This is a genomic window from Streptomyces sp. NPDC001668 (assembly GCF_042893155.1).
Classification (GTDB): Bacteria; Actinomycetota; Actinomycetes; order Streptomycetales; family Streptomycetaceae; genus Streptomyces.
In genome coordinates this window covers 437,420-457,154 of the sequence record NZ_JBIAUQ010000004.1, presented here as the reverse complement: position 1 = coordinate 457,154, position 19,735 = coordinate 437,420, and the positions used below count along the sequence as shown (strand labels likewise).

The 19,735-nt window shown below is 72.1% G+C and carries 18 protein-coding genes and 1 pseudogene; 11 read left to right on the top strand and 8 right to left on the bottom strand.

The features are described 5' to 3' along the window. Positions 1-26 precede the first annotated feature (26 nt). The 4 genes from ACFYZ8_RS15370 to ACFYZ8_RS15355 form a co-directional block, all read right to left on the bottom strand. Positions 27-1,133, bottom strand: coding sequence for an FAD-dependent oxidoreductase (locus ACFYZ8_RS15370; protein ID WP_359031227.1), 1,107 nt, complete (start codon positions 1,131-1,133; stop codon positions 27-29). Positions 1,134-1,353: 220 nt separating this feature from the next. Further along, complete coding sequence (locus ACFYZ8_RS15365) at positions 1,354-1,761, bottom strand: DUF3224 domain-containing protein (protein WP_359031226.1); 408 nt, start codon at positions 1,759-1,761, stop codon at positions 1,354-1,356. Between the two features lie 52 nt (positions 1,762-1,813). Next, entirely contained in the window at positions 1,814-2,881 is a 1,068-nt protein-coding gene (locus ACFYZ8_RS15360) for a maleylacetate reductase (protein ID WP_388532825.1), read from the bottom strand. After that, complete coding sequence (locus ACFYZ8_RS15355) at positions 2,878-3,747, bottom strand: intradiol ring-cleavage dioxygenase (protein WP_388532823.1); 870 nt, start codon at positions 3,745-3,747, stop codon at positions 2,878-2,880. The genes ACFYZ8_RS15360 and ACFYZ8_RS15355 overlap by 4 nt, the downstream gene beginning before the upstream one ends. Before the next feature lie 221 nt (positions 3,748-3,968). Between ACFYZ8_RS15355 and ACFYZ8_RS15350 the strand changes: the two genes are divergently transcribed. Both ACFYZ8_RS15350 and ACFYZ8_RS15345 read left to right on the top strand, forming a co-directional pair. After that, positions 3,969-5,090, top strand: a complete 1,122-nt coding sequence (locus ACFYZ8_RS15350; protein WP_389049828.1) for a PP2C family protein-serine/threonine phosphatase — start codon at positions 3,969-3,971, stop codon at positions 5,088-5,090. Between the two features lie 46 nt (positions 5,091-5,136). Next, positions 5,137-6,066, top strand: a complete 930-nt coding sequence (locus ACFYZ8_RS15345; protein WP_388532819.1) for an RNA polymerase sigma-70 factor — start codon at positions 5,137-5,139, stop codon at positions 6,064-6,066. A gap of 279 nt (positions 6,067-6,345) precedes the next feature. On the opposite strand, the gene ACFYZ8_RS15340 is transcribed toward ACFYZ8_RS15345, so the two are convergent. Beyond that, complete coding sequence (locus ACFYZ8_RS15340; RefSeq protein WP_388532817.1) at positions 6,346-7,086, bottom strand: SDR family oxidoreductase; 741 nt, start codon at positions 7,084-7,086, stop codon at positions 6,346-6,348. A gap of 272 nt (positions 7,087-7,358) precedes the next feature. Here ACFYZ8_RS15340 and ACFYZ8_RS15335 point away from each other — a divergent pair, with 272 nt between their 5' ends. The 8 genes from ACFYZ8_RS15335 (at position 7,359) to ACFYZ8_RS15300 (ending at position 14,570) form a co-directional block, all read left to right on the top strand. Then, entirely contained in the window at positions 7,359-9,467 is a 2,109-nt protein-coding gene (locus ACFYZ8_RS15335; protein WP_388532815.1) for a nitrate- and nitrite sensing domain-containing protein, read from the top strand. A 90-nt stretch (positions 9,468-9,557) separates the two neighbouring features. Next, on the top strand, positions 9,558-10,670 hold the full coding sequence (locus tag ACFYZ8_RS15330; protein ID WP_388532813.1) for an MFS transporter: 1,113 nt from the start codon (positions 9,558-9,560) through the stop codon (positions 10,668-10,670). A gap of 80 nt (positions 10,671-10,750) precedes the next feature. Further along, positions 10,751-11,554: an MBL fold metallo-hydrolase gene (locus tag ACFYZ8_RS15325; protein WP_359031217.1), complete on the top strand. Its 804-nt coding sequence runs from the start codon at positions 10,751-10,753 to the stop codon at positions 11,552-11,554. An 80-nt stretch (positions 11,555-11,634) separates the two neighbouring features. Next, complete coding sequence (locus tag ACFYZ8_RS15320; RefSeq protein WP_359031215.1) at positions 11,635-12,138, top strand: MarR family transcriptional regulator; 504 nt, start codon at positions 11,635-11,637, stop codon at positions 12,136-12,138. 123 nt (positions 12,139-12,261) lie between these two features. Next, positions 12,262-12,873 (top strand): DsbA family protein, encoded by a 612-nt coding sequence (locus ACFYZ8_RS15315; protein ID WP_388532810.1) that lies wholly within the window; start codon positions 12,262-12,264, stop codon positions 12,871-12,873. Between the two features lie 35 nt (positions 12,874-12,908). Then, positions 12,909-13,718, top strand: a complete 810-nt coding sequence (locus ACFYZ8_RS15310; protein WP_359031213.1) for an MBL fold metallo-hydrolase — start codon at positions 12,909-12,911, stop codon at positions 13,716-13,718. A 2-nt stretch (positions 13,719-13,720) separates the two neighbouring features. Then, a complete protein-coding gene (locus ACFYZ8_RS15305; protein ID WP_388532808.1) occupies positions 13,721-14,131 on the top strand; it encodes a nuclear transport factor 2 family protein in 411 nt (136 codons plus the stop codon). A gap of 85 nt (positions 14,132-14,216) precedes the next feature. Continuing rightward, positions 14,217-14,570, top strand: a complete 354-nt coding sequence (locus ACFYZ8_RS15300) for a VOC family protein (protein WP_359031211.1) — start codon at positions 14,217-14,219, stop codon at positions 14,568-14,570. Between the two features lie 19 nt (positions 14,571-14,589). Here the strand turns inward: ACFYZ8_RS15300 and ACFYZ8_RS15295 are convergent. Both ACFYZ8_RS15295 and ACFYZ8_RS15290 read right to left on the bottom strand, forming a co-directional pair. Further along, a pseudogene (locus ACFYZ8_RS15295) lies at positions 14,590-15,475 on the bottom strand (ABC transporter substrate-binding protein). A gap of 82 nt (positions 15,476-15,557) precedes the next feature. Next, a complete protein-coding gene (locus ACFYZ8_RS15290; protein ID WP_388532806.1) occupies positions 15,558-16,991 on the bottom strand; it encodes a GH1 family beta-glucosidase in 1,434 nt (477 codons plus the stop codon). A gap of 183 nt (positions 16,992-17,174) precedes the next feature. Here ACFYZ8_RS15290 and ACFYZ8_RS15285 point away from each other — a divergent pair, with 183 nt between their 5' ends. Next, positions 17,175-18,737 (top strand): glycoside hydrolase family 43 protein, encoded by a 1,563-nt coding sequence (locus tag ACFYZ8_RS15285; protein WP_388532804.1) that lies wholly within the window; start codon positions 17,175-17,177, stop codon positions 18,735-18,737. Here ACFYZ8_RS15285 and ACFYZ8_RS15280 read toward each other — a convergent pair. Continuing rightward, complete coding sequence (locus ACFYZ8_RS15280) at positions 18,728-19,699, bottom strand: aldo/keto reductase (protein WP_359031208.1); 972 nt, start codon at positions 19,697-19,699, stop codon at positions 18,728-18,730. The two genes, ACFYZ8_RS15285 and ACFYZ8_RS15280, sit on opposite strands and share 10 nt — an antisense overlap. Positions 19,700-19,735 lie beyond the last annotated feature (36 nt).

Sequence of the window (19,735 nt, the reverse complement as noted above, 5' to 3'; positions counted from 1 at the left end):
GGAGAACCGGCACTGCACCGCCTGGGTCAGGCCGCCGTGTAGCCGAGTTGGCGTCTCATGTAGGGCGTCATGAGGGTCTTCGCCTTGGCCAGGGTGCTGGTGCGGCTGCCGAGCACCGCCGTCTCGCCGCCCAGGACGGGCACCATGGTCACCCCGTCGGCCGGGCCGAAGGGCACGATCAGCGGGGTGCGGTGGATGGGCCGGTAGAAGCGGGGCTTCTTGCGGTGCCGGCCCGAACTGTGCAGGTGGGCGCGGATGTTCCACGCGGCGAGGTCGGCCTGGGCGAGTGCCGCCGGGGTGATCTTGAGCTCCGTGGCGTCGTTGACGTCGCCGACCGCGAAGACGTCCACCTGCCCCTCGGCCCGCAGCGAGCGGTCGACCTTCACATGCCCCGAGGGGGTGAGCCAGTCGCCGTGTCCGGCCAGGCGCAGCCAGAGGGTGTTGGGGGTGGTGCCGGTCGCCCAGAAGGAGAGGTCCGCGGAGATGACGTCGCCGTTCGCGTCGCGGTAGGTGCCGAAGTCGTTGCCGGGGGCCATGAAGGAGTCGAGCCGTACCTCCACGTCGTGGGCCTCCAGCCACTCGAGCGCCTTGCGGCCGGCCCGTTCGCTGCCCGTGCTGCCCAGCAGCGCGGGACCGGCGTGCGCGAGCGTGACCCGGGCGTCCGGCCGGGCCAGCCGGATCTCGGCGCTGAGTTCGACACCGGAGGGGCCGCCACCGACGACCAGGACGTGCTCGGCGAAGGCGATCTTCTGCTGGTGCTCGGCGAAGGACTTCATCGCCTCCTCGGTGGTGGTCCCGGTGAAGCGGGCCGGTTCCGGGTAGTCGGCGCCGGTCGCGATCACCACCACGTCGTAGCGCAGCCGGGTGCCGTCGGCCATCACCACGCACCGCTCGGCGGTGTCGAGACGGACCACCTTGCCCACGACCAGCCGGCCGTGGTGCAGCAGCCGGTCGTAGGGGATGAAGGGGGTCGCGCTCCATTCCCTGCGAACTCCCGCCCGCAGGGAGGAAATCCGGTGGAAGAAGACATCCTTGCGATCCACCAGGGTGACCCGGGCTGTCGCGTCCAGCCGTTTCGCCAGCCGCACGCCCGCATAGCCGCCGCCGATCACCACTACGTCGCCGTCACTCACGCCGAGTCTCCTGAACCGTGGGGGGAGGAGAGTGCCATGACGGACGAGCCGCTCCCCCGGGCACTCGGATGACGGTGAGCGTAACGCTTGAAACCTAAAGTTGCGATTGGGTGCTGTGAGTTTTCCGTGAAGCTGTCGGGCGCCGCGGTGGGCGATGCGGCTTGCGGAAGCTGGGAGTTGGGAGTTGGGACGGTCGCGGCCCCGCCGTCCCACGCCCCCGTCAGCCGAGCTCGTACTCGAGCCAGATCCGGTGGGTGCCGTCGGCGTCGACCGCCAGGCCCCCGGTGCCGGAGATCCCCGCCAGGTCCCCGGTGCCGCTGGAAGGGACGATGGTGAAGAACTCCGCAGTGCGGTCGCTGCCGGAGGTCGTCGCCGAGTGCGCGAAGTTGAAGGCGCCGGACCGGTCGTGCAGCGAGCCCTCGAAGGACTCCATGGCCACATAGGTGCCGACCCCGGACTCCTGGTCGTACGCGGCGGTGAACAGGGTCGCCGAGCGCCCCGCGACCTCGCCCTCGAAATGCTTCTCGATCGTCGCGACCCCGACCGGGAGCCCGGTGGCCACGGCGGGCTCCGGCGTCAGCTCGGTCGGGACGAACGCTTTCACGCTGAATGTTCCGTCGGCTCTCATGTGCCGACGGTACCGGCCGGGTCTGACAACGACCTCTGTAATGCTGCCGCGCTCATGGCCGACGTCCCTCGTGGGCCGCCCGGAGTACCGCCCGCACACCCTCCGCCGTCACGCGACGCGGGTTGGCGTACGGCTGCCCCGCCACCTGTACGGCCGCCTCCGCCAAGTCCGTCTCCTTGAGCCCGAGTTCGGCGAGGGAACGCGGTGCTCCGAGGCGCCCGGCCAGTTCCCAGAGGGCGCGTGGCGGGTCGTCGGTGCCGAGTGCCCTGCTCAGCACGGCCAACGCCGCCGGGATCTCGGGGGCGTTGTGGGCGAGGGCGTACGGCAGGACGACGGTGTGGGTCTCGGCGTGCGGGAGACCGTAGGTGCCGCCGAGCGTGTGGCACAGCTTGTGGTGCAGGCCCATGGTGGTGGACCCGAGGCAGGAGCCGCACAGCCAGGCCGCGTAGAGCGCCTGTCCGCGTGCCTCCAGGTCCGCCGGGTCACCGGCCAGTCGGGGCAGCGCCTCGGTCATCGCCCGGACGCCTTCCTCCGCCATCAGGGTGATCAGCGGCGAGGTGTCCGGGGCGTACAGCGCCTCGACCGCGTGCGCGAGGGCGTTGATACCGCTGGTCACGGTGAGCGGCACAGGCAGGGAGAGGGTCAGCTCGGGGTCGTAGACGACACTGCGGGGCTGGACCCGCGGGTCGCGGCCGGTGCGCTTGGCCCCGGCCTCGGTCAGGCCCCAGACGGGGGTCATCTCGGAGCCCGAGTAGGTCGACGGCACCGCGATCAACGGCAGGCCGGTGCGCAGGGCGATCGCCTTGCCCAGGCCGATGGACGAGCCGCCGCCCACCGCGACGACCCCGTCGGCCCCGGTCTCGCGCGCCACCGCCACGGCCCGGTCGGCGTCCTCGGCGGGTACGTGCATCCGGGCCTCGGCGTGCAGTCCGGCGCAGGAGTCGCCGAGCGCGTCCGCGACCGCCCGTGCGACGGGTTCGCCCCTGCTGCCGCAGACCACCAACGCCCGCCGCAGCCCGAGGTGTTCGGCCTCGCCCGGGGTCGCGGTGACGGCGGCGCCGGGCCGGAACACGACCCGGCCCGGACGGCTCTCGTAGGTGAAGTCGCCCGAGTACATCATGCGTTGGGCTCCAGTACGAGGTCGAAGCGGGCGTGCCGGAAGGGGTTCGGGATGCCGAACTCCGCGGCCAGGGACGGGTCGTCGGTCGTCGCGAAGTCCTTCACCAGGCTCTGTTTCACGGCGAAGACGGCGTCGGAGCCGAGGTAGTCGCTGCCCGCGACGAAGATGTGGGTGGTGACGGGGGTGTGGCCCTCGGCGGCGGCGATGAAGTGGATGTGAGCGGGCCGGTAGGGGTGCCGGCCGGTCGCGCGGAGCAGGTCGCCGACCGGGCCGTCGGTGGGGATCGGGTACGGCGCCGGCACGCAGGTGCGGAACCAGAAGCGGCCCTCGGCGTCAGTGGTGAACAGTCCGCGTCCGTTGCCCGCGGGCTGCACGTCGGGCTGCTGGACGTCGTAGAAGCCCTGGTCGTCGGCCTGCCAGACGTCGAGGACGGCGCCGGGCAGCGGGGTGCCGTCGGCGGACAGCACCCGACCGCTGACCACGCACGGCTCGCTGCCGCCCACCAGGTCGATGTCGTCACCGAGTTCCCGGACGGGCGACTCGGTCATGTGGAAGGGCCCCAGCACGGTGGACTCGGTGGCGCCCTGCACGCGGTCGCCGTTGATGGTCTCGACGAGCATGGAGAGGCCGAGGACGTCCGACAGGAGGATGAACTCCTGCCGGGTGTCGGTGCACTTCTGTCCGGTCACGGTCAGGAAGGCGATCGCCTTCTCCCACTCCTCCCGGGTGAGGCGGGTCTCGCGCACGAAGTCGTGCAGGTGGCCGATGAGGCCCGCGAGCAGTTCGCGCAGGCGTGGGTCGGCGGTCGCGTGGAGGCCGGCCACGGCCTCCTCGGTGACGCCGGCTCCGATCGCGTCGGTGGTCATCCCTGCTCCTCGTTCTCGACGGCGTTCCGCTTGTGCCATGGTCGCGCGTTCTCGGCGTGACCGAGGATCCGCCGCAGCGCGTCCGTGAACAGGGTTTCGGCGCGTCCGGGGCCGGCACCTGGCGCCCGCACCTCTCAGGGCCCGGACCGGCGGGGCGCCGCTCCCGGCCCGAGCGTGCCTGCTTACCGTAGGAGGAGATCACCACCTGCCCGGGAGCGCTCATGACCGGTAGCCGCCGCAAGAGACCCGGCGACACCTTCGACACCATCGAGCCTCCGGGCAACGCAGAGCTGGTCGCCGCGGTGGTGAGCGTGACGGTCCTCGTCGAGGCCCTCGGGGCGCTGTCCGGGTCCGAGGTGTGGCTCCTCGGGCTCCTGGTGTTCCTGCCGGGCGCCGCCTCGGCGCTGGGCACGGTCCGGCAGACGACGTTCGTCGCCGTGTGGACCACGCTCGTCGTCACCGCCAGCGTGCTGGTGCGGGACCGCGAGGCGGGCCACTGGTTCGACCGGCTGCTGCTGATCCTTTTCACGCTGGTCCTGGCGGCGACCTCCGTCTACGGCTGCCACCGCCGGATCAGGCGCGAGGACGCGATGCTGCGGCTGCGGTCCACCGCCGCGGCCATGCAGCGACACATCCTGCATCCCCTCCCCCTGGTGACCGACGACGTCCTGGTCAACGGCGTGTACGAGCCGCTCCAGGAGGAACGGCTGGTCGGCGGGGACATCTACGACGTCGTCGACTCCCCCTTCGGGACGCGGGTGCTGATCGGGGACGTGCAGGGCAAGGGCCTCGCCGCCGTGGGCTCCGCGTTCGCCGTCATCGGCGCCTTCCGGGAGGCCGCCCACCGCGAGCCCACCCTCACCGCGCTGGTGGACGCCCTGGACGCGGCCGTGGTGCGGCACAACTCCTACGCCACGCACACGGGCGACGACGAACGCTTCGTGACCGCCCTCATCGTCGGCGTCGACGCGGACACCGAGGTGCAGGCCGTCAACTGCGGACATGTCCTGCCGCATGTGCTGTACGAGGGGACGGTCAGCACTCCCGACCTGGAACCCGGTGTCCCGCTGGGCCTGGCCGAGCTCGCCCACGAGCCCACGACCGTCGGCTGGTTCGAGTTCCCCCAGGGCGCGACACTGCTGCTGAGCACCGACGGCCTGACGGAGACGCGCTCCGCGGACGGCACGTTCTACCCGGTCGACGAGCGTCTGACGAAGTACGTCGGGCTCTCCCCCACCGAGCTGCCGCAGGCCCTGCACGACGACGCCCGCGCGTTCGCCGGGGACGGCGGCCCGCACGACGACGTGGCCGTGCTGACGGTCCGCCGCTCGCTGCGTCCCTGAGAGCGGCGGGCCCGTACGGCGCGCGGGCCGCCGTAGCATCGGCTCCATGGACAAGCTTCCGCCGCTGACCGACGGCTCGCTCGACGGCTCGCTCGACGAGGAGGCGGACGCGTTCCAGCGGCTGCGTCCACGGCTGTTCGGAATCGCCTACCGGATCCTGGGCAGTGTGTCCGAGGCCGAGGACGTGGTGCAGGACGTGTGGCTGCGCTGGCAGGACACCGACCGGAGCCCGGTGCTGAATCCCGGGGCGTTCCTGGCGAAGATCACCACCCGGCTGGCGATCAACGTGGCCCAGTCCGCGCGGGTGCGCCGGGAGGCGTACGTCGGGCCGTGGCTGCCGGAGCCCGTGGACACCAGTGTGGATCCGCAGGTGGGCGCGGAGCGCGGCGAGGCTCTGGAGCTGGCCGTGCTGCTGGTCCTGGAGAAGCTGAATCCGGTGGAGCGGGCGGCGTATGTGCTGCGGGAGGCGTTCGACTACCCGTACGACGAGATCGCGGGCATCGTCCAGCTGACCCAGGCCAATGTGCGGCAGATCGTCAGCCGGGCCCGCAAGCGACTGTCCGCCGGGCGCCGCGACCCGGTCGACACGGCGGAGCACCGGCGGCTGCTGGACGCCTTTGTCGCGGCGGCCCAGCACGGTGACGTGGCCGCCCTGGAGAGCGTGCTGTCGGCCGACGTGGTCGCCTACGCGGACGGCAACGGTCTGCGGGGCGTGGCGCGTCTGGAGGTGGTGGGCGCGGGCCGGGTGGCCAGGATCAGCGCCTTCCTCAAGAAGTTCATCCCGGGCGCCGAGTTCGCCATGGCCGAGGCCAACGGTCTGCCCAGCCTGCTCATCCGCAAGGACGGGGAGACCGTCGGCCTGGTGAGCGCCACGATCGGCGCGGACGGCATCGACGGGCTGTACTGGGTCCTGGCCCCGGAGAAGCTCCGGGCGTATGAGCGGTCGTCGGACCGGCTCGTACACCAGGGGCCCTGAGGGCTGTTCGGCGCGGCAGGGCGCACGGCCCGGCCCACGCCAGACCGCGGGACCCGGCACGCCGGCCGACGGCGGCCGACATCGAACCGGCCCACCGCGACCGTGCCGAAGAGCACCCCCGTCATCAGCAGCCAGCGGGCCGGCGGGGGCCCGGGACGTACAGGACGTGCCACCCCGCCGTCCTCCCTGCGGACCCCGCCCCCGTACCGCGGCACCCCCACGCCCGCCCCCTCCGGCGAGAAGCAGCGACTCGGGACCGGTCCGGTCCCCCGGTCGGGCTCAGTTCTGCTTGAGCCACTCCTCGTAGCGGGTGGCCGCCGTCTCGACGGTGGCGTCGCCGGTGAGGACGCCGTCCGGGATGCCCGCGAACATGCCGGCGTTCTCGTCGGTGACGACGGTGCGGCCGTCCGGCTTCGCCGCCAGGGTGATCTCCGCGAGCCGGTCGAGGCGGTGGATCTCGGGGCCCGCCTTGAGGCGCAGGCCGTTCACGGGGTCGCCCAGGGCCGTCTCCGCGACGACGGCGGCGACGTCCGCGGCGGCGATCGGGCGCAGCTGGGTGGACGGCAGGTGCACTTCCTGGCCCTGGGTGGTCAGGTCCATCACCGGCGCGATGAACTCGAAGAACTGTCCGACCCGCACGATGGAGAAGGGGATGCCGCTCGCGCGCACGGCCTCCTCCTGGGCGACCTTGGCCAGGTAGTACCCGAGCCCGGGCACCTCGTCGACGCCGATGATGGACAGTGCCACGTGGTGGCCGACCCCGGCCTCCCGCTCCGCCGCCGTGAGATTCCGCATGGCGCGTGTGAAGAAGTCGATGGCGGCCTCCTTTTCGAAGGACGGGGAGTTCGCCACGTCCACGACCACGTCCGCCCCCTTGAGCACCTCCGCCAGGCCCTCACCCGTGAGGGTGTCCACGCCCGTGCCGGGCGCGGCCGCCACGGCCTCGTGGCCGCGGTCCTGGAGCAGGTTCACCACCTGCGTCCCGATCCGGCCCGTACCTCCGATGACGACGATCTTCATCTCTGTCTCCCTCTCCTGTTAGGGGTTTCGTCAGCAGGACAGGACAGCGACGGGATCTGTGACACCGGGCCCACCCACTTCCGCGCAAGAGCCGACACCACTTCCCCAAAAGACCGGTCAGAAGTGAAGACGCGGTGCTAGGAATTGGCCAGAACCGTTCATCGTGCGCACCCCTCCCCGAATCGCCCGGCGGGCCGATCTGAACAACCACCCCTGTGCGCCGCGTTCTTAGAAGTGCAGGACGCGAGGCGAACCAGAACCGTGAGGCCATCTTGTCGAACACACCGATCGCCACCCGCCGGCGCTGGGGGACCCGCAACTGGCGCGTGGCCAGAAAGCTCCAGGCCATCCTCCTCATCCCGGTCATCGTGGCCCTCGTCCTCGGCGGCATACGCGTCAAGCGCTCCGTGGACACCTGGCAGGACGCCGACGACGCGGTCCGCGTGGCCGAACTGGTCCAGGCGGCCAACAAGTACGCCAGCGACGCCATCAACGAACGCGACGTGTCGGTCATCCCCCTGGTCAAGGGCGACCGCACGTCGAGCGCGGTCGCCAAGGCCCGGGCGATCACCGACGCGGACGCGCAGAAGTTCAACGAGGCGGTGCGGCGGATGCCGCAGACCGCCGGGCTGCAGCGCCGCGTCGAACTGGTCCGCATCGGCGAGAAGCAGCTCGCGTCCGTGCGCGCGAACGCCTTCACGTCCCGGCTGACCGGCGTGCAGACCGAGGAGAGCTACCACGCCGTCCAGCACCCGCTGATGGAGATCTCCAACGAGCTCGGCTTCGGCAGCAGCAACCAGGCGAGCTTCGGCCGCACCCTCTACGCCGGCTCCCTCACCCAGGCCGCCGAGTCCCTCATCCGGGCCATCGGCACCCACCTGCTCGTCGAGGACCGCGCCAAGCTCGCCAAGGGCGAACTCCAGTCCCAGCTCGGCTCGTTCAGTTCCTACGTCTATCTCGAACAGGTCGCGCTCCAGGAGTACGCCGGCGCGGGCACCGACAAGGACATGACCCGGTTGCGCAAGGCGCTGTCCGACGCGGAGCAGCAGGGCAAGGAACAGGCCGAGCAGGCTCAGACACAGGCGGAGGCGGCCGGGAAGACCTTCGTGGCCCCACCGGGCCTGCAGAAGATGACCAGCGAGATCGCGTCGGGCAAGTCGGCCGCACAGCTCGCCGCAGAGGGCATCACACCCGAGACGTTCTTCGCCGCCTCCACCCTCAGCTTCGACGCGTACCGCAGCGTCGAGGTGTACCTCACCGACTCCGCGCTCGCGGACGCCCACGACATCGCCGACAACGCCCGCAACGACGCCGTCATCAACGCCGCGCTGGTGCTCACCGCGGTCCTGGTCGCCTTCCTGCTCGCCGCCTGGGTGGCCCGCACGATGAGCACCAGCATGCGCCGGCTCAGCGCCTCGGCCCACGAGATCGCCGGGCAGCGTCTGCCCGCGCTGCTCACCCAGCTCACCCGGGCCATCCCCGGCCGGGTCGACGCCCAGCTGGCCCCGATCCCCATCACCACCACGGACGAGATCGGCGAGGTCGCCCGCGCCTTCGACCACGTGCACCGCGAGGCGGTCCGGCTCGCCGCCGAACAGGCCCTGCTGCGCGCCAACATCAACACGATCTTCAGCAACCTGGCGCGCCGCAACCAGTCGCTGATCGAGCGTCAACTCGCCCTGATCACCGACCTCGAGGGCAAGGAGGCCGACCCCGACCAGCTGGAGAACCTCTTCAGGCTCGACCACCTCGCCACCCGCGTGCGCCGCAACGGAGAGAACCTCCTGGTGCTGGGCGGCGAGACCCCCGCCCAGCAGTGGGACCAGCCGCTGCCCCTGGTCGACGTGATCCGCGCCGCGGCCTCGGAGGTCGAGCAGTACGAGCGGGTCGAGCTGTCGGGTGTCCCGGAGGCCGAGATCCACGGCCGCGCCGTGACCGACCTGGTGCACCTGCTGGCCGAACTCCTGGAGAACGCGACGACGTTCTCGTCCCCGCAGTCCCGGGTCCTGGTCACCGCGGCGCGGCTGCCCGACGGGCGCATCATGGTCGAGATCCACGACCAGGGCATCGGGCTGCCACCGGAGGAGCTGGCCGACATCAACCACCACCTGGCCGACCCGCCCACCGTGGACGTGGCGATCTCCCAGCGCATGGGCCTGTACGTGGTCGGCCGGCTCGCGGACCGGCACGGCATCCGCGTCCAGCTGCGCCCGTCCGAGGCGGGACAGGGCACGACGGCCCTCGCGATGCTCCCGGACACGATCACCTATCGGGGAACGGCAGCGCAGTCCGACATCGACACCATGGCCCTGGCCGCCTTCCCCGACCCCGGCTTCCCGCAGGCCCCCACCCGCGGTTACGAGTCCTGGAACGACAGGTAGGCGCCCGGACCAGGACGACGTATCCGCAAGGGAGTTGCGGCGGGAGGGAGCCCCGCGCCGGACGACGGGGGCGCGGTCATCGCCGTCGTCATGGTCGTCGAGGCCCACGGCGGGTCCGGCACCGCGGCCGGGCTGCTCGGCGCGTGCCTCACCGCCCCGCATCTGGTCGGTCCGTTCACCGCCCGGCGCATCGACCTGGCCTCCGACGGACGCCGGACCATCGCCGGCGCCTGTCTGCTGTTCGCGGCCGTGTTCACGCTCGGCGTCCTGACGTACCCTCATGTGCCGTTGCCCGTCACCGGGTTGCTCCTGGCGGCCGCGGGTGCGTGCGGCCCGCTGCTCACCGGGGGTATCAGCAGCCGCCTGCCGGCTCTGACCGGGCCGGGTCCGCGCAGCCTGCGGCGAGCACAGGGCTGGGACGTGGCCACCTACAGCATCGGCGGCACCGCGGGGCCGTCCCTCGTAGCCGCCGTGTCCGGCCGGACCTCCCCTGCTGTGGCGGCCCTCGCGCCGACGGGCTGCGTGGTCGTGGCGGCCGGAGCGGTCCTCCTCATCCCCTACGCCCCGCCGGCCCACGGCGGTCGTGCCGCGGCGGTGCCCGGGCCCGGACCGACTCTCGCCCTCATGGTGCGCGTCGGCCCGCTGCGACGCACCCTCTACCCGACGACCGTCGTCGCCCTCGTCCTCGCCGTCCTGCCGGTCACCGCCATCCACATGACTCCCGGCCTCGGCGTGGGGCACTCCATGGCCGCCGTGCTCACCGCCGCCTACGGCCTGGGCGGACTCGCCGGCTCGCTCGGTGTCATGGCCAGCCCCCTCACCGGCTCACCCGACCGTCTGCAGCCCCGGCTCGCCGTCGTCGTCGCGGCCGGTCTCATGGCGGCAGCCGTCAGCCCCACGTTCGGCAGCGCCGTGGCCGCGTACGCCCTCACCGGTGTGGTCAACGCGTACTTCTTCGCCGCGACACTCGCCGCCCGCACCGAGTACGCGCCGCCCGAGGCGCGGGGGCAGGTGTTCATCTGGGTGGCCGCGCTGAAGATCACTTCGGCGCCCGCGGGCACGGCACTCGCGGGTGCCCTCGCCGGTGCGAACGCGCGCCTGCCGCTGTTCCTCGCCCTGGGCGCGGTCACCGCCGCCGTGACGTCCGCCGCCCTCGAGAGCCGCGGGGAGGCCAAGCAGCGACCCCGCGGCGGATCCTCGTGAGCCGGTCGCCCTTTCGCGGCAGCCCCGACGATCACTAACCTCGGCGGTGTCAGCGAAACGATCACCCCGTGGAGGTTGCGATGAGCGCCGGACTGCCCCGCCAGAAGTGCGCCGTCACCGTGCTGGGCGGCCCCACGGCCGTCATCGACCTCGGCGGACTGCGCATCGTCAGCGACCCGACCTTCGACGATCCCGGCCCCCAGGGGTACCTGACCAAGACGGCAGGTCCGGCCGTCGACGAGGACGCGGTGGGGCCCGTCGATCTCGTCCTGGTCAGCCATGACACGCACCCCGACAACCTCGACGCGCGCGGCCGCGCCTTCGCCGAGGCGGCTCCGCTGGTCCTCGCCGGCCCCGTGACCGCCGGACGCCTCGGTTCGCCGGCCGTCGGCCTCGCCCCCTGGGCCGGCCACTCGCTGTCCCGCCCGGACGGCGGCGGTGACCTCACCGTGCTGGCGGTGCCCGCCGTCCATGGTCCCGAGGACGCCGAGCGCGACCCCGACGGGAACGTCAACTGCGAGGTCATCGGCTTCGTCCTGTCCGGCCAGGGCCTGCCCACGGTGTACGTCAGCGGCGACAACGCCTCCATCCGCACGGTCACGGAGATCTCCCGCCGGGTACCCGACATCGACGTGGCCCTCCTGCACGCCGGCTCCGCGCGCGTACCGGCGAAGTTCGAGGGCCGGCCCCTGTCCCTGGACGGCCACCGGGCCGCCGCCGCGGCGGCCGTCCTGGACGCGGACACGGTGATCCCGGCCCACTACGACGGCTGGGCCCACTTCTCCGAAGGACTGCCCGAGCTCGAACTGGCCTTCCACGAGGCGGGCCTCTCCTCCGTGCTGCGGATCGCGCCCCACGGGACGTGGATCCGGCTGCGCCCCTGATCCGCCGCCGTGGGCACACCGGGCCGCCCCGGCCCGATCAGGCGCGATAGGTTCCGCCTCTAGGAACATACGGAGGTGCCGTGGGCGAGCAGCACGCACACAGGGAGATCACGAGCGCCAAGGAGGCGGCCGACGACGCCCTGGTCCTGGCGTTCGGGCGCCTGCAGGGCGCGGCGAACCGGCTGGAGTACATCCTGGGCCGGCGGATCGAGGAGGAGTGCGGGATCAGCCACCTGATGTACGAGGTGCTGCTGATCCTGGGCCGGGCGGGCGAGCCGGGTCTGTCGATGGGGGCGATCGGTCAGGAGCAGGTGCTCAGCTCGGGCGGGGTGACGCGACTGGTGGACCGCATGGAGGCGGCGGGCCTGGTGCGGCGCGTCACGGACCCGAACGACCGGCGAGGGCGTCTGGTGTGCCTGACGCCCCTGGGCGAGGAGACCGCCGTACGGGCGTCCCGGCTGCACGTGGAGAACATCAAGCGGTACTTCCTGGACCCCCTGCCGGCCGCCCACCGGGAACGTTTCGCGGAGGATCTGCGCATCCTCAGCCACGCGGCCCGGGAAGCCCTGCCGCTGCTTCCCTGAGCGGGCACTGAGACGCGCGTCACTTGAGCGGGCCTCTCCACCTTGAAATATCTGACGCGTCAGATAATGTTCCCAGGGGTGAGCGCCCGCACCAGGTGGGCGCCACGTCCCCCGAGGTCCTCGATGAAGCTCGTCCACGTCTTCGATGCCTACTGCGGCTGGTCCCACGGTTTCTCCGCGACTCTGCGGGAGGTCGTCTCGCGCCACCCCGACCTGCCCGTCGAGGTGGTCTCCGGCGGACTGTTCACCGGCGGCCGACGGGTCCCGATCCGCGAGTTCGGTTACGTCCAGGGGGCCCACGCGCAGATCGCCGAGCTGACCGGCGCCCGGTTCGGCGCGGGATACGAACGGCTGATCGCCGACGGCTCGTTCGTGATGGACTCCGAGGCCGCCGCCCGCGGTGTCGCGGCCCTGCGTCAGGCCGCTCCCGAGCGCGCGGCGGAACTGGCCGTCGCCCTCCAGAGGGCGTTCTACGTCGACGGCCTGAGCCTGTCCGACCCGGCGACCTACCGGAAGCTCGCCGCGACCGCCGGGCTCGACGCCGAGACCGTGGTCGCCGCCTTCGAGTCCCCCGAGGCGCACACGGAGGCCGCGGCGGACTTCCGGCGCGCCGCCGAACTGGGTGTCACCGGCTTCCCCACCCTGCTCGCCGTCGACGGCGAGCGAGTCGTCCCCCTGGCCCGCGGCCACGCCACCGCCGACGAGATCGGCCAGCGGCTCGCCGTCCTCTCCTGACCCCGCACGCCTCCCCCCTGCAAGGAGCCCTGACCATGAGCACCCTGTCCTTCAAGATCCTGGACCTGGACTTCCCGGCCGGATCCCAGAACAAGACGGCCACCCTCGTCACCGGCGAGAGCGAAGCCCTGCTGGTGGACGCCGCGTTCACCCGCGCCGACGGCCACCGCCTGGCCGCCGAGATCCTCGACTCCGGCAAGCGGCTCACCACCGTCTTCGTCTCCCACGCCGACCCCGACTTCTACTTCGGCGCCGAAGTCATCGCCGACGCCTTCCCCGACGCACGCTTCCTCGCCACCCCGCTCGTCATCGAACACATCCAGCACTCCTACGAAGGCAAGCTCAAGGCCTGGGCCGCCCTGGGCGCGAACCTGCCCACCCGCCTGGTGGACATCCAGCCGCTGACCGGCGACCACCTGACCCTGGAGGGGCACCGCTTCGAGCTCAGGGGCGGACCGGCCGCCCTCCCCGACCGCCACTACCTGTGGCAGGCCGAGCACCGCGCCCTGCTCGGCGGGGTCCTGCTCTTCCAGCAGGAGCACGTCTGGGTCGCCGACACCCCCACCCCCGCCGACCGGGCCGCCTGGATCACCCTGCTCGACGACATGGCCGCCCTCGACCCCGAGCTGGTCGTCCCCGGCCACCGCCTGCCCCACACCCCGGCCGACGCGTCCGCCATCACCGCCACCCGCGACTACCTCCTCGCCTTCGAGGAAGAGCTCGCCAAGGCCACCGACGGCGCCGCGCTCACCGAGGCCCTCGTCGCGCGCTACCCCGACCACGGCATGCTGATCGCCGCCCAGATCGGGGCGAAGGTCGCCAAGGGCGAGATGAAGTGGGGCTGACCATGAGCGAGTTCGCGACTTCTCCCGCCCCGGCCGACGTCGTTCGGCGCCAGTACCTGGCCTCCGCCGCCGGCGACCTGGAGGCCCTGCGCGCCACCCTGGCCCCCGACGTGGAGTGGACCGAGATGGCCGGTTTCCCGCTGGCCGGCACCTACCGCACCCCCGACGGCGTCACCGCCAACGTGATGGAACAGCTCGGCAAGGACTGGGACGGCTGGACCGCCCACGACGACACCTACGTCGTCGACGACGAGAACGTCGTCGTCCTGGCCCGCTACACCGCCGTCAACAAGGCCACCAGCAAACCGGTCGACGTCCGCGTCGCCCACCACTTCGTCGTACGCGGCGGACTCATCGTCCGCTTCGAACAGTTCGTCGACACCGCCCTCGTCCGCGACGCCATGACGGCCTGAGGCGGGTCACGGCGGCACGTCACCCTTGCAGGCACTTCGGTGACGTGCCGCGCCGCCCGGCCGCCCTCCTGGCAGGATGGCCGGCATGGAACGTGTGCTTGGAATCGGCGGGTACTTCCTCAGGGCCGCCGACCCCGCGGCCCTGACCGCGTGGTACCGGGACTGCCTGGGCCTGGACGCCGACGAGAACGGCTTGTGGCGTCAGGAGGACGGGCCCACGGTCTTCGCGACGTTCGAGTCCGGGACCGACTACTTCGGGTCCCGCGCCCAGCAGACCATGCTCAACTTCCGGGTCCGCGACCTGGACGCCATGCTCGCGCAACTGCGTGCCCGCGGAGCGGACGTGGCCGAGGAGACACAGGACATGGAGGGTGTCGGCCGGTTCGGCTGGGTCACCGACCCGGAGGGCAACCGCGTCGAACTGTGGCAGCCCGCCTGACCGGCAGATGCCGTGGCTCTCAACCGGTGTGCCGGATCCGGAAGCTCTCGAGCCGAGCCGGATCCCGGTCGACGACCTGGACCGGCGCCCGATCCCACTGCCAGACGCCGGCGCCGGGCGTGCGGGAGAACCGGATCCGCCCGCGGGTGCCGTCGACGGCCACGCTCGGCCAGGCCGCGGCGATGGCCGCGCGGTCCGTGCCGCGAGAACGCGGCAGCTCGGCGAGGACGGCGATCGTGTCGTAGCCCTCGAAGGACACGAAGGAGGGCGCTGCGGCCAGCCGCTCGCGGAGGGCCGTCTCGACCCGTGCGCCGAGGGGGCCGAGGCGCTCGGGCAGATAGCGCGGGAACGGGATCCCGGCACCGTCCCCGCCCGGCGCCGACGCCCATTCGGCGAACTCGGGCCGCCCGGCCGGAGCGCCGATCATGAACTCGGGGAGCCGCCGGTCGCGGCGGACGGCCTGGACGATCGACACGGCCGGCTCGGGGAAGCCGGCCAGCAGCGGAAGGGCCGTCGCCCGACGGTCGGCGAGTTCGTGGCACACGGCCGTGGGGGTGAGCGCCCGTGCGTCGAGTTCGACGACGGTGCCGCCGCGGGGAGCGAGGTGGTCCCGCAGAACGCGGGCCCCCGACGCCCAGTGGACGCTCGGTTCCGTCGCTACGGCGATACGGCTGTGGCCCGCTCCGAGAAGGAAGTCCGCGTAGACGCGCCGGCCCTGGGACTGCGGCGGGGGGAGCCGCGCGACCCATGGCGTCGGCTGTTCGGTCAGCGCGTCGAGAACCGCTGACGAACACGGGAACGGCAGGCCGAGGGCGTCGGCCCTGGCCCAGCAGTTCGAGTGGCCGTCCGCCGATCCCCGCGGCGTCGTTGGCCCCTTCCACGGCCAGTTCGAGTCCGGCGAGCAGGTGTCGGCCCCACCTGGGTGATCATGCCGGACATTGCATCCACGACTCTCACCGCCAGGCAAGCCCATTGACCGTCGTGGGTCTACTCGTCGGTTCCCGGGGCCGGGATGGTGCCCGTCGTCGCCAGTCGCCGGTACCACAGGGCGCTGTCCTTGAGGGTGCGGCGCTGGGTGTCGTAGTCGACGTGGACGATGCCGAAGCGCTTCGAATAGCCGTATCCCCACTCGAAGTTGTCCATCAGCGACCACACGAAGTACCCGCGCAGATCGACGCCCGCGGTGAGTGCGCGGTGGGCGGCGGTGAGGTGGCGCTGGAGGTAGTCGACGCGCTCGGGGTCGTGGACGGCACGGCTGCCGTCGGGGCCCGTGGTGACGTGGTCCTCGAAGGCCGCCCCGTTCTCGGTGATCACCAAGGGCTGGTCCGGGTACCGGCGGTGCAGGTCCAGGAGGAGCTCTTCGAGTCCGTCGGGGTCGATGTTCCAGCCCATGGCGGTGTGCGGGCCGTCCTGCGCGACGAACTCGACCTGGGGCGATCCGGGCCAGGCCGAGCCGCCCATGTCCTTGTGGCCGTCGTTGTTCTGACGTGCCGTCACCCCGTCCCACAGGCGGACCGTGGTGGTGGCGTAGTAGTTGACACCGAGCAGGTCCAGGGGCTGCCGGATCTGGGCGAGGTCGCCGTCCTCGACGAACGACCAGTCCGTGACGGCCGCGGTGTCCTCCATGAGGTCCTGCGGGTAGTGGCCGCGCAACAGGGGTTCGGTGAAGGCCCGGTTGGCCAGCGCGTCGATGCGGCGTACGGCTTCCTCGGCGCCCTCGCCCCGGCCGCGCAGGACATGGAAGTTGAGGGTGACGGAGTACTGCGGGTCGTTGGTGGTGACCTGCCTGAGCTGCTGAACCGCCAGCCCGTGGGCGAGGTTGAGGTGGTGGACCGCGGTCAGCGCCGCGGCGCCGTCCTGGCGGCCGGGGGCGTGGGCTCCGGCGCCGTAGCCGAGGTAGGCGGAGCACCACGGCTCGTTGAGCGTGGTCCAGATCGCGACGCGGTCACCGAGAGCTTCACCGACGAGACGGGCGTAGTCGGCGAAGGCGTACGCGGTGGCGCGGTTCGTCCAGCCGCCCTCGTCCTCCAGCGCCTGGGGCAGGTCCCAGTGGTAGAGGGTCGCGACCGGAGCGATGTCCCGCTGGAGCAGGCCGTCGACCAGGCGGCTGTAGAAGTCCAGTCCCTTCGGGTTGGCCGGGCCGCGGCCGGTGGGCTGGATGCGGGGCCAGGCGAGGGAGAACCGGTAGGCCTTAAGGCCCAGGGACGCCATGAGGTCCAGGTCCTCGTCCAGGCGGTGGTAGTGGTCGGCGGCCACGTCACCGGTGTCGCCGTTCCACGTCTTGCCCGGGGTGTGGGAGAACGTGTCCCAGATCGAGGGGCCGCGCCCGTCCTCGTCCGCGGCGCCTTCGATCTGGTAGGCGGCGGTCGCGGAGCCGAGCAGGAAGTGCGCGGGGAAGGACCGGGGCTGGGATGTCGACATGCGGTCGCTTTCTGCTGGATGCCGGTACGGGCGGGACGGCCGAGCCCATGACGTCCAGGAAGGGAGGCCGGTGTCCGGGAACCACGGTGATGTTAACGTTAACAAGCTGTCAAGCCCTCGCCCCGAAGAACCCGTGCCCGCCCCTCCCCCTCCTCCCGCCCCCGCCCGTCTCGGAGTGCGCCCGTGCCGACCTTCTCCAACCCCGTTCTCGCCGGCAGCCATCCCGACCCGTCGATCTGCCGGGTCGGGGAGGATTACTACCTGGTCACGTCGTCGTTCGCGTTCCATCCCGGGATCCCCGTCCTGCACAGCCGCGACCTGGTGGACTGGCGGCCGCTCGGACACGTGGTGGACCGCCCGGCACAGGTGTCGTTGGCCGGGCTCGACGTCTCGGAGGGTCTGTGGGCCGCGACGATCCGCCATCACGAGGGCACCTTCTACGTGGTCGTGGCCCTGGCGCGAGGCCGCCTGCGCAGCACCACGTACCTCTTCACGGCCTCCGACCCCGCGGGGCCCTGGTCGGACCCGGTCGTCCTGGACGCGGAGGGCATCGACCCTTCACTGTTCTTCGACGACGACGGCCGGTGCTGGTTCACCGCCTGCCGCGACGCCGCCGAGCCGGAGGTGACGGGCCCCGGTGAGCTGTGGATGCGTGAACTCGACCTGTCCACGCTGGAGTTGACGGGTCCGACGTATGCCCTGTGGTACGGCGCGATGCGCGGCGCCTGGGTGGAGGCACCGCACCTGTACAAGCGGGACGGGGTGTACTGGCTGATCGGCGCGGAGGGCGGGACCGAGCACCACCACGCCGTGACCGCGGCCCGCGCCGAGGCCGTCACCGGCCCGTACACCACCGACCCGAGGAGCCCCTTGCTCACCCACCGCCACCGCGGGGCGGCGGAGCCGATCCACAACGTCGGCCATGTCGACCTCGTCGACACACCCGCCGGGGAGACCTGGGCCGTGGCCCTCGGGACCCGCCCGGTCGACGGCACGCACACACTGGGCCGCGAGGTCTTCCTCGTCCCGGTCGAGTGGACCGACCGGGGTCCCGTCTTCGCTCCGGACACGGGGCGGGTGAACCTGTCGGAGCGGCTGCCCGCGGGGACCGCCCCGGCACCCTCGGTTCCGCCGGGTCCGGTACGGGACCGCTTCGACGGCCCCTCGCTCGGCCCGGAGTGGTACAGCCTGCGCGGCCCGGTCGACGACCTCGTCTCCCCCACGCCCGGAGACGGCGGTCTGACCATTCGCCTCGCTCCCGGGCCCCTCACCTCGACCGGCACCCAGGCGTTCGTCGCACGCCGTCAGCGGCATCTGCGGATGCGCGCCGCCGCCCGTATCCGCTTCAGGGCCGCCACGCCGGCGCAGGAGGCGGGGCTGGTCGTCTTCCAGAACCACCGCACGCACGCCACCCTGGCCCTCACCACCGACGCCGACGGCACCCGGCAGGTGGTCCTCACCGCCGTGGAGGCGGGCACCGCCACCCGCCTCGCCGCCGTCCCCGTGTCCGACGGCGAGGTCGTCCTCGCCGTGGAGAGCGACGAGTCCGGCTACACCTTCCGCGCGGGGGACGACCCCGTCGGCAGCGTCGAGCGGGCGTTCTTCAGCACCGAGCGCGCCGGCGGGTTCGTCGGCGTCCACATCGGCCTGTACGGCGTCGGCGACAACGGGTCCGGGTCGGGCGAGGCCCGTGTGCGGTGGTTCGAGTACGGGCCCCGCCCGGACACGGGCGCGGTTCAGCTGTAGTAGTTCTTCTCCCAGCGGTGCTTGGCCAGCAGCGACAGCTCGTGCGGGGTGAGCGGCGGGGCGTCCGCGATCGCCGCGTTGCGCTCGACGTTCCGCAGGGACCTCATGCCGACGATGACCGTGGAGACGGCCTGGCCGGCGAGAGCGAACCGCAGGGCGGTGGAAGGGAGTTCCTCGGCGCCGATGCCGAGATCGGTGAGGATCGCGTCGACGCGCCGCTCGACCTGGGCGGGCCGGTCGTCCCTGAAGTACCAGTTGCGCCAGTCGCCCTCGGGGAAGGTGACGCCCGAGCGGATCGAGCCGGTGAGCGCGCCTTCGTCGAGGGCGACACGGACGATCACGCCGACGCCGTACTCCTCGCAGGCCGGCAACAGGGCGTCGGACGGGGCCTGTTCGAAGATGTTGTAGATGACCTGGACCGTGTCGAGGACGCCGGTGCGCAGCACGGTGAGCACGTTGTCGGGCTGGTGGTCCTTGACCGAGATCCCGAAGAACCTGATCTTGCCCTCCTGCTTGAGGGCGTCCACCGTCTCCAGCAGGTCACCGTGGCCGGTCCACTCGTCCTCCCAGGTGTGCAGCTGGAGGAGGTCGACGTGGTCGCGGCCGAGTTCGCGCAGGCTGGTCTCCAGGCTCTCGCGCAGATGCGAGCCCGGGAACACCTCCATCGGGTCCAGGCCGCTGGGCGCCAGGGAGACCGGCACCTTGGGCCCGGCCTTCGTCGCGACGTGAACGCCGTCGCCGCCTCCCGGGAGTTCCCTGAGCGCACGGCCGACGATGTGCTCGCTGCGGTCGTAGGCGCGGGCGGTGTCGATGAAGGTGACGCCCAGGTCGAGGGCGCGGTGCAGGGCGCGTACGCCGGAGTCGTCGTCGGCGCCGACCCAGGCGCCCTGGCCCAGTCCCCAGGCGCCGTAGCCGATGTCCGACACGGTCAGTCCGGTGCGGCCGAGTTCTCGATATCGCATGTGCTGTCGTACTCCCTGGGTGAGGGCCCTGTGCGT